Source organism: Lysinibacillus sp. JNUCC 51 (genome assembly GCF_015999525.1).
Lineage (GTDB): Bacteria > Bacillota > Bacilli > Bacillales_A > Planococcaceae > Lysinibacillus > Lysinibacillus xylanilyticus.
Map to the genome: position 1 here is coordinate 3,466,995 of NZ_CP065545.1, position 15,142 is coordinate 3,482,136.

13 protein-coding genes are annotated in these 15,142 nt (G+C 39.2%); 8 read left to right on the forward strand and 5 right to left on the reverse strand.

Annotated features, from left to right (window positions below; translation table 11 throughout):
• The first annotated feature begins 81 nt into the window (after positions 1-81).
• Together JNUCC51_RS16665 and JNUCC51_RS16670 are read left to right on the forward strand one after the other, a co-directional pair.
• Complete coding sequence (locus JNUCC51_RS16665) at positions 82-1,875, forward strand: carbon starvation CstA family protein (RefSeq protein ID WP_337988955.1); 1,794 nt, start codon at positions 82-84, stop codon at positions 1,873-1,875.
• 352 nt (positions 1,876-2,227) lie between these two features.
• Positions 2,228-2,557, forward strand: a complete 330-nt coding sequence (locus JNUCC51_RS16670) for a YuiB family protein (protein ID WP_134022427.1) — start codon at positions 2,228-2,230, stop codon at positions 2,555-2,557.
• A gap of 179 nt (positions 2,558-2,736) precedes the next feature.
• On the opposite strand, the gene JNUCC51_RS16675 is transcribed toward JNUCC51_RS16670, so the two are convergent.
• A complete protein-coding gene (locus JNUCC51_RS16675; RefSeq protein WP_049669132.1) occupies positions 2,737-3,219 on the reverse strand; it encodes a divergent PAP2 family protein in 483 nt (160 codons plus the stop codon).
• A gap of 113 nt (positions 3,220-3,332) precedes the next feature.
• Here JNUCC51_RS16675 and JNUCC51_RS16680 point away from each other — a divergent pair, with 113 nt between their 5' ends.
• The 6 genes from JNUCC51_RS16680 to cysI all read left to right on the forward strand — a co-directional run bounded on the left by JNUCC51_RS16680 (position 3,333) and on the right by cysI (position 11,013).
• Entirely contained in the window at positions 3,333-4,841 is a 1,509-nt protein-coding gene (locus tag JNUCC51_RS16680) for a leucyl aminopeptidase (RefSeq protein WP_337988956.1), read from the forward strand.
• 545 nt (positions 4,842-5,386) lie between these two features.
• A complete protein-coding gene (gene cobA, locus JNUCC51_RS16690) occupies positions 5,387-6,163 on the forward strand; it encodes a uroporphyrinogen-III C-methyltransferase (RefSeq protein ID WP_337988957.1) in 777 nt (258 codons plus the stop codon).
• Between the two features lie 12 nt (positions 6,164-6,175).
• Positions 6,176-6,916, forward strand: a complete 741-nt coding sequence (locus JNUCC51_RS16695; RefSeq protein ID WP_337988958.1) for a sirohydrochlorin chelatase — start codon at positions 6,176-6,178, stop codon at positions 6,914-6,916.
• A complete protein-coding gene (locus tag JNUCC51_RS16700; protein ID WP_134022417.1) occupies positions 6,916-7,065 on the forward strand; it encodes a YezD family protein in 150 nt (49 codons plus the stop codon). Before JNUCC51_RS16695 ends, JNUCC51_RS16700 begins: the two co-directional genes overlap by 1 nt.
• A 352-nt stretch (positions 7,066-7,417) precedes the next feature.
• On the forward strand, positions 7,418-9,205 hold the full coding sequence (locus JNUCC51_RS16705; RefSeq protein WP_337988959.1) for an assimilatory sulfite reductase (NADPH) flavoprotein subunit: 1,788 nt from the start codon (positions 7,418-7,420) through the stop codon (positions 9,203-9,205).
• Between the two features lie 86 nt (positions 9,206-9,291).
• Positions 9,292-11,013 (forward strand): assimilatory sulfite reductase (NADPH) hemoprotein subunit, encoded by a 1,722-nt coding sequence (gene cysI, locus JNUCC51_RS16710; protein ID WP_337988960.1) that lies wholly within the window; start codon positions 9,292-9,294, stop codon positions 11,011-11,013.
• Between the two features lie 42 nt (positions 11,014-11,055).
• Here the strand turns inward: cysI and JNUCC51_RS16715 are convergent, their stop codons facing one another.
• Genes JNUCC51_RS16715 through JNUCC51_RS16730 form a run of 4 tightly spaced genes read right to left on the reverse strand, consistent with a single transcriptional unit; the run spans position 11,056 to position 14,922 of the window.
• The gene (locus tag JNUCC51_RS16715; protein ID WP_337988961.1) at positions 11,056-12,126 is read right to left on the reverse strand and encodes a sulfate/molybdate ABC transporter ATP-binding protein; all 1,071 of its coding nucleotides are present in this window, start codon (positions 12,124-12,126) and stop codon (positions 11,056-11,058) included.
• A 16-nt stretch (positions 12,127-12,142) separates the two neighbouring features.
• Positions 12,143-13,018 (reverse strand): sulfate ABC transporter permease subunit CysW, encoded by an 876-nt coding sequence (gene cysW, locus JNUCC51_RS16720; protein ID WP_337988962.1) that lies wholly within the window; start codon positions 13,016-13,018, stop codon positions 12,143-12,145.
• A 9-nt stretch (positions 13,019-13,027) separates the two neighbouring features.
• A complete protein-coding gene (gene cysT, locus JNUCC51_RS16725) occupies positions 13,028-13,861 on the reverse strand; it encodes a sulfate ABC transporter permease subunit CysT (RefSeq protein WP_337988963.1) in 834 nt (277 codons plus the stop codon).
• 11 nt (positions 13,862-13,872) lie between these two features.
• Positions 13,873-14,922 carry a sulfate ABC transporter substrate-binding protein gene (locus JNUCC51_RS16730; protein WP_337988964.1) on the reverse strand — a complete coding sequence of 350 codons (1,050 nt, stop codon included), beginning with the start codon at positions 14,920-14,922 and terminating at the stop codon, positions 13,873-13,875.
• Between the last annotated feature and the right edge of the window lie 220 nt (positions 14,923-15,142).

Here is a 15,142-nt window from a genome sequence, read left to right on the forward strand (position 1 = left end):
AATTCTGACATTTCGGTGAATTTTACGAATAATCGTACAATTCATTTGCTATGATGTGGAAAACGTAAAAGGAGTGATAACATGAATGCTATTACAATTGTAATAGGTTCCATTTGTGTACTGATGATTAGCTATCGTTTGTATGGCATATTTTTCACAAAGAAGGTACTTAAGATAAAAGATGATACGCCCACCCCAGCACACGCTATGGAAGATGGTAAAGACTATGTTCCGACGAATAAATGGGTAACATTTGGGCATCATTTTGCAGCGATTGCAGCAGCTGGACCGTTAGTCGGACCTATTTTAGCTGCTCAATTTGGATATTTGCCAGGGCTCCTTTGGTTGTTAATTGGTGCGGTAATTGGTGGTGCAGTACATGATGCTGTAGTGTTATTCGCTTCTATGCGCCATGGAGGAAAGTCGTTATCAGAGGTTATGAAGAAGGAGTTAGGACCTGTTGCGGGATTCTGTACAGGCCTTGCAATGCTTTTCATTATTACAATTACAATGGCCGGGCTATCGATGGTTGTCCTTGGTGCGTTGGAGCGAAATCCATGGGGAACTTTTGCAGTAGGAATTACTATTCCAATAGCGATGCTTGTTGGTATAGCTTATCGTAAAACAGGAAATTTAATTGTTACGTCAACAGTTGGCTTTATTTTGTTAATGATCGGTGTATTTATTGGACCGATGATTCAAGGAACGGCATTTGGTGATTTTTTAACGTTCGACCGTGATACTTTAGCTATTATTCTACCTATCTATGCATTCTTTGCGGCGGCATTACCTGTATGGCTCTTATTAGCGCCGCGTGATTATTTAAGTAGTTTCATGAAAATCGGAGTATTTATTGCGTTAATCATCGGGGTCTTTTTCGTGAACCCTATTATTCAATTCCCACCACTTACAGAGTTTATTCATGGTGGTGGTCCAGTAATTGCTGGTCCAGTATGGCCATTCGTCTCCATTACAATTGCCTGTGGGGCTATATCTGGCTTCCATGCGTTTGTAGGCTCAGGGACAACACCGAAAATGATTGATCGCTGGGAAGATATTCGCATCGTAGGTTTCGGTGCTATGCTCGTAGAATCTTTAGTAGGTGTAATGGCTTTAATCGCAGCAACGGCTCTTCATCCTGCAGATTATTTTGCGATTAATTCAGCTCCAGCAGTATTTGCTACATTAGGAATGGAGCCGGTTCATTTACATGCATTAGCCGAAAGTATTGGGATGGATTTAGAAGGGCGTACAGGTGGAGCTGTAACTCTAGCAGTTGGGATGACTGATATATTCACGGGGATTCCTTGGTTTGCTGAATTGTCTTCTTACTTCTATCAATTTGTTATCATGTTTGAAGCGGTCTTTATTTTAACAGCTATTGATGCTGGGACACGTGTAGCGCGCTATTTAATTCAAGATTTTGGCGGCAATGTCTACAAGCCACTGAAGCGTACAAATTGGCTTCCGGGTACAATCTTTGCAAGTGCACTTGCATGCTTTATGTGGGGCTATTTATTGTATTCAGGAGATATTAGTTCGATTTGGGTATTATTTGGTGTGTCGAATCAGTTAATGGCGACAATCGGTTTAGTATGTGGGGTAACAATGGTCTTAAAAGTTGCAGATAAGCGAATCTACGCTTTAACATGTTTTATCCCATTAGTCTATTTATATGTCACTGTAAACGTAGCGGGCCTTTGGATGATTAAAAATGTTTATTGGAATACAGCGGCTGCTGGATACAATATGTTAAACGGTGTATTGTCTGTTATTATGTTAATTTTAGGGTTTATAATTGTGATAGCCGCCTTTAAAAAATGGGCAGAGCTTTGGAAGTCGCCAAGGTTTGTATTATCACAAACAGCTTCATAATGAAAAGTAAGAAACTATTGGAAATTAGTTGTATACTAGTTTTCAATAGTTTTTTAATTGCTAATCACCAAGAGTTTATGGATGACATTTGTTGAATTTTATGCCACATATAAGTTGATTGAAGTGGAGACTGGGCGACTCCTTGGGGATTAGCGTCACAGATGAGACCCTGCAGCGAAGCGAAGCGGCTCATCGGACGCCCCCAGGAAAGCGCCCAGTCGGAGCGGAAATCAACCATACGTTATGATAAAGATCCCAAAATATGACGAACAAGCGAAATCAAGGATATGCTAATTGAAAGCGTTGTAGTAATCATGTAAACTAATGAGAGGAAAACGGAGGTTATACATACATGGATGGTCCAGTTTCATTAGTACAGTTAATCATTTCAATTTTGTTATTTTTCGTCATGTTCTTTGGTATTGGATTTTTATTGAATATGCTTCTGCGAATGACATGGTTAATGGCAATAGTGTATCCAATTGTTGTTATCTTTATTGTCGATGATGTAAGCTTTTTAGATTATATTTTCAAACCAGGTTCCGCATTTCCAGCACTTTTAGATAAGTTGCAAGCACTGCATTTGGTAGATATTTCAATCTTATCTGGTGGCTTTGCCGGTTCAATTGTTGCGGGAATTGTCATGATTTATTTGCGTAAAAGTGGTTATCGAATGTTTTAACTTCTTTCAGCGGGTGTTCTAACATCCGCTGATTTTTTTTAAAAATGTTTCCGATAAATCGTGAAAAGCTTCCGATAAAATCACAAAAGCTTCCGATAAAACGTGAAATGTTTCCGATAAATCATAAAAGTGTTCCGATAAATAAAAAACACATCCTCGATATGAGGATGTGTCTCTTTTCACAAAATAAACTGGTATGTGATGATGGCGATAAAAATGCCAGTTAATGCCCCGAAAAATACCTCGCTCCGTTTATGGCCTAGCAATGTTTTTAGTTCTTCCATTTTTTCTTGCCCATCCATTTGTGGCCATTTTTTCAAATCATGTAGCAATGTTTGAAAGTCTTTACGCAGTTGATTTAATACAGCTGCATGCTGACCCGCCTGATAGCGTACACCACTCGCATCATACATGACGATAAATGAAAACATAGCGGCTACGGCAAAAATTGGGGAATCTAATCCTGTTTCATAGGCAATAGAGGTTGTAAGTCCTGTTACGGAAGCGGAGTGTGAACTAGGCATTCCCCCGGTGGAAGTAAATAATCCCCAGTTAATCTTTCTTGTCATTAAAAAATGAATAGGGATTTTAACAAACTGTGCAAAGAGGACTGCAAAAAGGGCAACGAGTAAAGGGGTATTTTGAAGCAAACTCATAATCATCACAACCTTCACTTATAATTGTCTTTATTATAACATTCATTATTTTCTAAAAGCCAAATATTACGCGTTTTCTGAAACTTATGTATAATAGAAAAATGAATGGAGGAATTTACATGCATATTGTAAAAGAAGCAAAAACATTTGAAACGATTTCTACTGAGGTATTAGTAGTAGGGGTCACTAAACATCGTGAGCAAATGCAGGATTGGGCAAGCTTTTCATCATTTTATGGAGAAACCCTTGATGCGTGGATTAGTGCAGGGGATGTTTCTACTGAGCTAAAAAAAATTACGAAATTACCATTCTTGAAGAGTCACCCAAATCTTAAACGTATTTTATTTGTTGGTTTAGATGAGCGTAAAAATTTAACAGAAGACGATGTTCGTGCAGCATTTGGATTGCTTGGCAAGGAACTAAGAACCTTAAAGGTTAAAGAATATTCCATTTGGCTTGAGTCGTTTACGACAGAGTCGATTACTGTAACAGATGTTGCCTTTTTAGCTGGTGAAGGAACAGGTCTTGGTTATTATTCAATTCCTCATTACAAAACAACATCAAATGAAGTAGAGAAACGTATTGACGCTGTTCACCTTGTGACTACAGCTAATGATTTAGATGAAGTTGTGGCAAGTTTTGAGGTTGGTGCTATTTATGCAAATGCAGTAAATGAAGCACGTAGCTTAATTAATTTACCACCAAACTTACTGACAGCGACAGACTTAGCCAATTACGCAGAGTCCCTTGCAGTCGAGTATGATTTTGAAGTGGAAATTTTAGATAAAGCACAATTAGAGGAGCTTGGTATGGGTGGTATTTTATGTGTCAATCAAGGCTCCTATGAAGAACCTCGTTTAATAACATTAAAATATAAAGCGACTGAAGATTTTGAGGATCCAATTGGCCTTGTCGGCAAAGGGGTTACGTATGATACAGGTGGCTATTCCTTAAAGCCAAGAGATGCAATGGTGGGCATGAAGGGCGATATGGGCGGTGCAGCAGCAGTGTTAGGTGCCATGAAAATCATTGGTGAATTACGTCCTAATAAAAACGTCGTTGCAGTTATTGGTTCTACCGATAATATGGTATCTGACACAGCATTTAAGCCGGATGATGTCATTACGACATATAGCGGTAAGACGGTAGAAGTTTTAAATACCGATGCGGAAGGACGTTTAGTATTGGCAGATGCTACTACATATGCTAAGCAACAAGGAGCTACTTCCCTGATCGATGTTGCAACATTAACTGGTGGAGTAATTACTGCACTTGGTATGGATAAAACAGGTGCGCTTTCTAATGACGATGAATTCTTTGCTACTTTCATGGAAGCTGCACAGGAGACTGATGAATTTGTGTGGCGCATGCCTTTAACAGAAAATGATAAAAAACGAATTCGTAAGTCAGACGTCGCTGATTTAAATAACTCTCCTGGTCGTGATGGACACATGATTTTTGGAGGAGGCTTTGTTGGTGAGTTTGTTGGTGATACACCTTGGATTCACTTAGATATTGCGGGAACGTCAGATGCGATTGCAGTACATGACCTAGGCCCAAAAGGTGGTACAGGTGTAATGGTACGTACACTAGCTAATTTTGTGCAACGTTTAGGAGAAGAAAAATAGATTAGGCGATACACATGTGATATATGTATCCTCCCACATACGATAGAGTAAAAAAGGGAGGAAGCTTATGACATTCTTCGGAGGTTATCCAGGAGGAGGAGGTTTTTGGCCAATCGGTGGGCCGTTTTTGGGAGGGTTTTTAGGAAGTTTTCTTGGATCACAGTTTAGCCCATATCCATTTTATCCGCCGTTCTATCGTCCATTTCCGCCATTTTACCGACCTGGTCCACCATTTAGGCACCATTTTAGACCGTACTAATTCAAATAAGGCATAGATTTCAATGAAAATATAAAACCAGTTGTCGGCAATAATAACGACAACTGGTTTTTCTTTAGTTAAATTAAATAAATATCAGATTCTAGTCATTAAATAAAGTGTTGACAGAATATACTAAATTATTTATTATTCTTATTATATTACTAAGAATTAAATACGTAGCTGACTAGCAAACTAGAGGCTCTTATTATTCACAGGCATTGCTCTGCCTATGGATAATTTGAGTCTTTTTTTATCTCTATGGAAAGACGAAAGGGAGTGAAATCAAATGGGGAAAGTTTTTATAGTGGGTGCTGGGCCTGGCGATGTTGATCTTATCACAGTAAAAGGATTACGGTGTATCGAATGTGCTGATGTCATCCTGTATGACAGACTCATTAATAAGAATTTACTATCCTATGCTAAACGAGAGGCTAAACTTATCTTTTGCGGTAAGCTACCTCAGCAGCACGCCATGATTCAAGAGCAAATTAATCAATCACTTGTTAACTATGCACAGCAAGGATTAATTGTGACGAGATTAAAGGGAGGCGACCCATTCGTTTTTGGAAGGGGGGCTGAGGAAGCTGAGGTACTAGCGCAGCATAATATTCCATTTGAAATTGTGCCTGGCATTACTTCAGGGATAGCGGTGCCGGCATATGCAGGGATTCCTGTTACACATCGTGACTTAAGCTCAAGTTTTGCAATGGTTACTGGGCATATGAAAGAGGGCAAGGATGATGGAATTCAATGGGAAAGTCTTGCAAAAGGGATCGATACGATTGCTATTTATATGGGAGTCGGTAACCTTCCCTATATCCGTCAGCAACTACTTAAGTATGGGCGAGATAAAGAAACACCAATAGCACTCATCCATTGGGGTACATTTTCTCAACAAAAAACAGTCACAGGAACTTTAGCCAATATTGAAGAACTAGTCCAGCGAGAAAATATTCAAAATCCAAGCATAATTGTAGTAGGAAAAGTTGTTACTTTGAGGGAAACAATTCAATGGTTTGAACAAAACATTCCGCAGCCGCAGTTAGCAGAAGTTTCTGTGTAAGGATGTGGGTTCATGCAAGCCATTTTATATATCGCCCATGGAAGTAGAGTAAAGGCAGGGGTGGAGCAAGCAGTAAACTTTCTAAAGAGCGTACAACAGGAGATTGAAATACCGATTCAAGAAATTAGTTTTTTAGAACTCGCGACGCCGACAATTGCTGAAGGTATAGCAAGCTGTATTAACCAAGGGGCTACAGCTATAGCGATCGTTCCTATTTTATTGCTTGCTGCTCAGCATGCAAAGCACGATATTCCAAGTGAGATTGATAAAGCAAAAAAACAGCATCCACAAGTGCGATTTACATACGGTGAACCACTTGGTGTCCATGAATTATTAATTGATACATTACAGACTAGAATTTTAGAAGCAGGGTGTCCTACTAAAGATGCAAGTGTTTTAGTTATAGGTCGTGGGAGTAGTGATCCTGCAGTAAAGAGAGATTTAGATAAAATTGCAACAAGACTACGTGATAAATATGCTTATGAAGCTGTAGACACGTGCTATCTATATGGAATGGGTCCTACGTTTGAAGAGTGGTTACAACAACAAGAGAATAAGGGCAATCAAGTGTTTATAGTGCCGTATCTGTTGTTTACTGGGGTTTTGCGCCAAAACATAACAAAGCGATTACAAGAATATGAGAATAAGAACGTTATTTTATGTGAAAGTTTAGGCTATGACGACAATGTAAGGAAAGTTTTAGTGGAACGTATTTATCAATTAATAAAATTTACTAAGAAAGGTGTTTTGTAATGGTAGATAAAAGGACTGAAAATGTAAATCTAGCATTAGATAATGTACGCCAAATTTTAAATACTGTGAACCACGGATCGATTACATTGATTGTGCAAAATTTCTATGTGGTTCAAATTGAAAAGAAAGAAAAAATACGACTTCGATAATTTTAACTTTTATCAGCGGGTGTCCAAACATCTGCTGCTGTCGCTAAGCTTTCGCGCAAAAAAAGATCTGCTGCTGTCGCTAAGCTTTCGCGCAAAAAACATCGGTACCTGTCGCTACGCTTTCGGTACAAAAGACATCCGCTGAAATAGAGGAATTCAGTCTACGTCCCGCGGCAATTTATCCGTGTGAAAACGTATCGACAGCAACAGGGTTATCTGTGCGAAAGCGAAGCGACAGCAACAACAATACACGACTGAGTGACCAACATCATTGCCGAGGCATAATTGCTCTTTTTTTAGCAAGACAAATTATCAACAGTAGAAAATGATACGAATACGTGAGGTGGCAAGTTTGAAACTGCATGTAGTAAACAGTCCATTTAATGAGGAGCAGGTAAAGCTATTAAATGAGCTTCTCCCTAAACTAACAGGAGAACAGAGGATTTGGCTAAGCGGCTTTTTAAGTGCACCACTAGCAACTATCGATCCTGTTGTTAAAGAAGCAACGCCGATAGTTAAAACATTCAACAAAACAGTAACGATTTTATATGGTACACAAACAGGCAATAGCCAGGGATTAGCTGAAAAATATGCCTCAGCCTTGAAAGACAACGATGTGGACGTAACGATTTCGTCGTTAGCAACTTTTAAACCAAATAATTTAAAAAAGGTAACAAATCTTTTACTCATTGTTAGTACACATGGTGAAGGGGATCCACCTGATCAAGCAATACAGTTCTATGAATTTTTGCATAGCAAGCGTGCACCTAAGTTAGAGCATCTTCATTATTCGGTGCTAGCCTTAGGAGATAGTTCCTATGAATTTTTCTGTAAAACAGGAAAGGATTTTGATGAGCAGTTTGCAAAATTAGGGGCAAGTCAAATTGTTCCTCGCACAGATTGTGATGTAGATTATGATGACACTGCAGCACAATGGTTCTCAGCTGTTCAGCAGAAGTTGCTGCGACAGAAGGATATAGCAGTTACATCTACTTCACAAAATCAGACAGCACAAAGAGACACTACATATTCTCGAAAAAATCCGTTTTATGCCGAAGTACTTGAAAACATTAATTTAAACGGCCGAGGATCAAACAAAGAAACACGTCATATTGAATTATCCATCGAAGGTGCAAGTTTCCATTTCGAACCTGGAGATAGTATCGGTATTCAACCAGAAAATGATGAAAAACTAGTCAATGCTTTAATCACAGCGTTACAGTTTGATCCACAAACTGAGGTAAACGTCTTTGAAGAAACGCTGACATTAAAGGATGCATTACGAAAAAAATTAGAAATTACAGTGTTGTCTAAGCCATTGTTACAAAAAATTGGTGCCTATACGGTCCATCAGGAATTTACAAAGCTACTTGAAGACTCGAATTCTTGGAAGGAATATGCAAAAGGAAGAGACTTACTTGACGTTGTGGAAGACTTTGCACCATTTATATGGGATGCGCAGCAATTTGTAAATTTATTACGTAAAATTCCAGCACGTCTATATTCCATTGCTAGTAGTCAAAAGGCAAATAGTGAAGAGGTACATTTAACAATTGGGAAAGTAAGCTATGAGACGAATGGACGTCAACGTCTTGGAGTTTGCTCTGGAAGCGTTGCTGAGCGTATTCAAATTGGTGAAACATTACCGATATATGTTCATAAAAATCCGAACTTTAGATTACCAGAGCATGAGGATACACCAATTATTATGATTGGTGCTGGAACAGGTGTAGCCCCGTATCGTGCATTTTTAGAGGAGCGTGAGGAATTAGGCATCGAAGGAAAAACGTGGCTAATTTTGGGTGATCAACATTTTGTCACAGATTTTCTTTATCAAATTGATTGGCAGCGTTGGCTTGCTTCAGGCACACTTAGTCAAATGCATGTCGCTTTCTCACGTGATACAGATAAAAAAATATATGTTCAACATAAAATTGAGGAAAATGCTGTTGCTTTTTATGAATGGCTAGAACAAGGAGCTGTCATTTACGTCTGTGGCGATAAAAAATCGATGGCGGCTGATGTTGATGCAACAATACATCGCGTTATTGAACAACAGGGACAAAAAACGCCAGAGGAAGCTAAAGCCTTTGTCAATGAGCTAAAAAAGCAGAAACGCTATCAACGTGACGTTTATTAACTTCCTTTGGCAGTGTTTTATGTAGCGAAAGCGAAGCGACAGTGGCAATTCTGCCGAGGCATAATTGATTAAAGGAGCGATAACAAATGACAGGGAAAATTATTTTACCTCCACAACCAGGGAAGCCTAGTGATGTAGAGCGTATTAAAAACGACAGTAATTATCTACGCGGAACATTGGAGCGTACGATGAACAATCCATTAAGTTCAGGTATTCCAGAGGATGATAACCGTCTAATGAAGTTCCATGGTAGTTACTTACAAGACGATCGCGATCTTCGTAATGAACGTCAGCGTCAAAAGCTTGAGCCGGCCTATCAATTTATGGTGCGTGTACGTACACCGGGCGGAGCAGCAACTCCAGCACAATGGCTAGTAATGGATGAAATGGCGAGAAAGTATGGAAATGGCTCCTTAAAATTAACGACACGTCAGGCATTCCAAGTGCATGGCATTTTAAAATGGAATGTTAAAAAATATATGCAGGAAATTAATGAGGTGTTATTAGATTCTCTTGCAGCCTGTGGAGATGTCAATCGTAATGTGATGTGTAATGTGAATCCCAACCAATCCGCATTACATGAGGAAATCTATAATTGGTCTGCCAAATTAAGTGAGCATCTACTGCCTAGAACACGTGCTTACCATGAACTATGGCTAGATGGTGAAAAGGTAGTTGATAGTCAGGATGAAGAAGTTGAACCTATATACGGTGCACAATATTTACCGCGTAAATTTAAAATTGGTATTGCTGTTCCGCCAAGTAATGATGTGGACGTATTCTCACAAGATATAGGGTTTATAGCAATCGTTGCCGAGGATAAACTAGTAGGCTTTAACGTAGCTGTTGGTGGAGGAATGGGCATGACACATGGCGATCATGAAACATACCCACAGCTTGCTCGTATAATTGGCTTTATCACACCTGATAAACTACTGGAAACATCGGAGAAAATTATTACGATTCAGCGCGATTATGGGAATCGTTCGGTTCGTAAAAATGCACGTTTTAAATATACAATTGACGCAAGAGGACTTGAGTGGTTTAACGAAGAACTAACAAGTCGTCTAGGTTGGGATATTCAAGAGGCCCGTCCATTTACTTTCAATCGAACGGGTGATGAGTTTGGCTGGATTCAAGGTGCAGAAGGTCAATGGCATTATACATTATTTATTCAAAATGGTCGTATTAAGGACTTTGAAAATTATGAGCTTCTAACAGGATTACGTGAAATTGCGAAGGTGCATACAGGTGATTTCCGCTTAACACCCAACCAAAATTTAATGATTAGTAATGTAACGCCACAAAAGAAGGAAAAAATCGCTGCGATTATTGAGCAATATAACCTTACAGATGGAGAGCACTATTCTGCATTGCGCCGAAATTCAATTGCTTGTGTATCATTACCAACGTGTGGTTTAGCCATGGCAGAAGCCGAGCGTTACCTCCCTTCTCTTATTACAAAAATAGAAACAATTATTGATGAAGCGGGCTTAAACGATACAGAAATCGTTATTCGCATGTCAGGCTGTCCGAATGGTTGCTCGCGTGCAGCGATGGCTGAGATTGGCTTTATCGGTAAAGGTCCAGGGAAATATAATATGTATTTAGGAGCAAGCTTTACTGGTAATCGTCTCAATAAAATCTATCGTGAAAATATTGGTGAGGAAGAGATATTAGCGGAGCTTCGTCCAATCTTACTCCACTATGCGAAGGAACGTCTAGATGGTGAGCATTTCGGTGATTTTGTAATTCGTGCCGGTTATGTAACGGCTGTTCACGACGGACGAGATTTTCATCAAAAATAAAATAAATAGCCATGTAGCAAATTTCTTTGCTACATGGCCTTTTTATATGGAAAAATCCTCGGGGATAAAGACTTTTAATTGCTTTGGTTTGATAAATACATGGTCACCAACCTTAAGCTGAAGATTAGTAAATTGTTCTTTAGTTAGTTCTGCCTCTAAAAATTCATCCATATCTTCTCGACGTAGCTCAACCTGCACGATAGGTCCAAGCAAGTGGATATGGCTTACTTTGACAGGGACGGTGCCCGATACATTTGTTCTCTCAATTCGAATATCATGGGGACGTACATAGCCTACTGCTTGATCCTCTGTATGTACCTGTAAGTCAGGTACATCAATCGCAAATTCACCATGCAGGAGCTTACCATTATGTAACCGTCCTTTAAAGAGATTCACATTACCTAAAAAATCATAAACAAAAGGGCTCTTTGGATTTGTGTATACGTCGTCTGGGCTACCAATTTGCTCTATCTTGCCGTTGTTCATCACGACAATTCGGTCTGCAACATCAAGTGCCTCTTCCTGATCGTGTGTGACAAAAATGCTTGTAATATGAAAATCGTCGTGAAGCTTTCGTAGCCAACGACGCAATTCCTTGCGCACTTTAGCATCCAGTGCTCCAAAAGGTTCATCTAATAAAAGCACCTTAGGCTCCACGGCGAGAGCTCTAGCAAGTGCAACTCGCTGACGTTGCCCACCTGAAAGCTGTGTTGGGTAACGATCAGAAAAATTTTCTAGTTTGACTAGTCTTAGAAGCTCCATCACTTTGTTCTTTATTTCTAATTTAGATGGTCTTGTTTTACGAGGGCGTACTTTAAGACCGTAAGCGACATTATCAAAAACTGTCATATGGCGAAAAAGCGCATAATGTTGGAAGACAAAGCCTACATTTCGCTCCTTTGGATGGCGATCTATCATCGATTGACCGTCAAATAAAATCTCGCCAACATCTGATGTTTCAAGTCCTGCAATAATGCGTAATAAAGAAGTCTTGCCAGAACCAGATGGGCCGAGAAGGGCAACCAGTTCCCCAGATTGAATATGAAGTGAAACATCTTCTAAAGCTTGAAAGGAACCGAATTTTTTAGATACATTATTTATTTGGATGCTCATGTTGACAATACCTCCTTTAAGCAGATTTTGATTTCCAAGCAACAATATCTTTAACGATAAGTGTAATAATGGCGATCACACTCATTAGTGAAGCGACGGCGAAGGCTGCTGCAAATTGGTACTCATTGTATAAAATTTCAATATGAAGGGGCATCGTATTTGTCATCCCTCTAATATGCCCTGATACAACAGAAACGGCACCAAATTCACCAATTGCCCGAGCATTACATAGTACAAGGCCGTATAATAAGCCCCATTTAATATTTGGTAGTGTCACATGCCAAAACGTTTTAAAACCATTGGCACCAAGTGAAATGGATGCCTCCTCCTCGGAAGTACCTTGTGTCTGCATAAGAGGAATGAGCTCCCTTGCAACAAAGGGCAATGTGACAAAGACAGTAGCTAGGACAATACCAGGTAGCGCAAAAACAATCTTAATGTCATGTTCAAATAGCCAATCCCCAAATAGTCCTTGTGAGCCAAATAACAAAATAAATACTAAACCTGCAATAACAGGAGATACGGCAAAAGGAAGATCGACAATCGTAAGTAATAGATTTTTCCCTTTAAAATTGAACTTTGTTAAAGCCCAAGCAGCCATAACTCCAAAGATCGCGTTTAATGGTACTGCAATCGCGACGACAGTTAAGGTTAACTTAATAGCTGCCAATGCATCTGAATGTGTGATAGCTGCTACATATACGTCTACTCCTTTTTGAAAGGCAGTGGAAAAAATTGATACTAGCGGAAGCACGATGAAAAATGCTAAAAAAGCTAGCGCAATAAATGTTAGCGTATATCGGACAAAACGTGGCTCTTGTAAGGCAGCAGACTTTGTCACTGCATTATTTTTTTCAGAAGCAACTTGCTGAATAAATGTAGACTGTTCCATAAATACCTCCTAATGTACAAAGCGACGATTTGTCAACCATTGAATTAAATTAATGCTAAATAATAGGATGAAGGACGTAACAAGCATGACCACTGCAATAGCAGTTGCACCAGCGTAGTCATATTGTTCGAGCTTTGTCATAATAATTAAAGGCGTAATTTCAGTCTTCATCGGCATATTCCCGGCGATAAAAACAACAGAACCATACTCTCCTAGTGCACGTGCAAATGCCAATGAAAAACCTGTTAAAATGGCAGGAGCAAGCTCTGGAAAAATCACTTTACGAAAGGTTTGTAGACGAGTTGCTCCAAGGCTTGCAGAGGCTTCCTCAACCTCAGCACTAATATTTTGTAAGATAGGCTGCACAGTACGAACGACAAATGGTAGCCCGATAAATGTAAGGGCAATGATAATGCCGAGTGGCGTAAAGGCAATTTTAAAATTAAAAAATTGACCAATCCAACCATTTGGTGCATAGAGTGACGTTAAGGCAATCCCTGCTACAGCGGTAGGCAAAGCAAATGGTAAATCGACAAGTCCATCGATGATTCGTTTAAACGGAAAGCTGTAGCGTACAAGCACCCAAGCAATGATTGTGCCAAAAATAACATTTAATAAACCAGCAGCGAGTGCAGTACTGAAACTTACCTTATAGGAAGCGACTGCACGAGGAGCAGTTACAATATCAATAAACTCTGTCCAGCTTAAGGACATTGTATGAATAAAAATCATCGATAGAGGCAATAGAACTAGCAAGCTAACATATAACATGGTGTAGCCAAGAGAAAGGTGGAAACCTGGAATAATGCGGCGTGTCTTTTTATTAACTGTTAAACTACTCATGACATGCCTCCTTATTGAGGTACATAAATTTCATCGAATGTACCATCATCTTTAAAATGCTTTGCTTGTGCTTCTGCCCAACCACCGAAATCATCGATTGAAACGAGTTCGAGTTTTGGGAATTGCTCTTGATATTTTGCTAGAATTTTTTCATTTCGTGGTCTATAGAAATTCTTCGCAGCAATTTCTTGACCACGCTCACTATATAAATGCTTTAAATAAGCCTCTGCTACTTCGCGTGTACCTTTTTTATCAACAATTTTGTCAACAACTGCCACAGGTGGCTCAGCTAAAATACTTAAAGAAGGTGTAATGATATCAAATTCGTCACCTAATTCTTTGAGCGTTAAATAGGCTTCATTTTCCCATGCAATTAAGACATCACCAATTTTACGTTCAACAAATGTTGTTGTAGCACCACGTGCACCAGAATCCAGTACTTCAACATTGCTATATAGTGCTTTCATAAATTCTTTTATTTTTGCCTCATCATTTTTATATAATTTCCCTGCGTAGGCCCACGCGGCTAAATAGTTCCACCGTGCACCACCAGATGTTTTAGGATTTGGTGTGATGACAGATACATCGTCTTTTATTAAATCATCCCAGTCTTTAATACCCTTTGGATTGCCTTTGCGTACTAAAAAGACAATAGTAGATGTATAAGGTGTAGAGTTATTTTCAAATTCTGTTTGCCAATCTTTATTTAATAGGCCTCGAGCTTGTGCAATCTCATCAATATCGTAAGCTAGTGCTAGTGTAACAACATCAGCCTCTAGACCATCAATTACAGCTCGACCTTGTTTACCAGAGCCCCCGTGTGATTGTTTTATCGTTACATCTTGACCTGTTTCATCCTTCCATTTTTTTATAAAGTCTTTGTTAAATTCATCGTAAAGCTCACGTGTTGGATCATAAGATACATTTAATAGTTCTACAGATTTTTTTGTATCCTGTGCACTTGTATTCTTTTCTGAAGAGCTACTGCCGCAACCGGTTAATGTCAGGGCTAATGCAGATATAAGTGCTAACGATTGAAGAAAATGTTTCCTTTTTTTCATAAAAAATCGCTCCTTTTTTTGTCTAGAGAATACAAAAGGCCACCTACCAATACGATTTATAATCGTCTTAAGTAGATGGCCTTCAGATTCTCTGATCAGCATTTTATCTTCACTCAGCAAATATTTTTTTATTAAAGTGCAACAAAAGAACCCCACCTGTTCCTTGTCAAAGGGTGTCCAAACATCTACTGTGTGAAGATAAAGCCTCCGGCGGATGTCA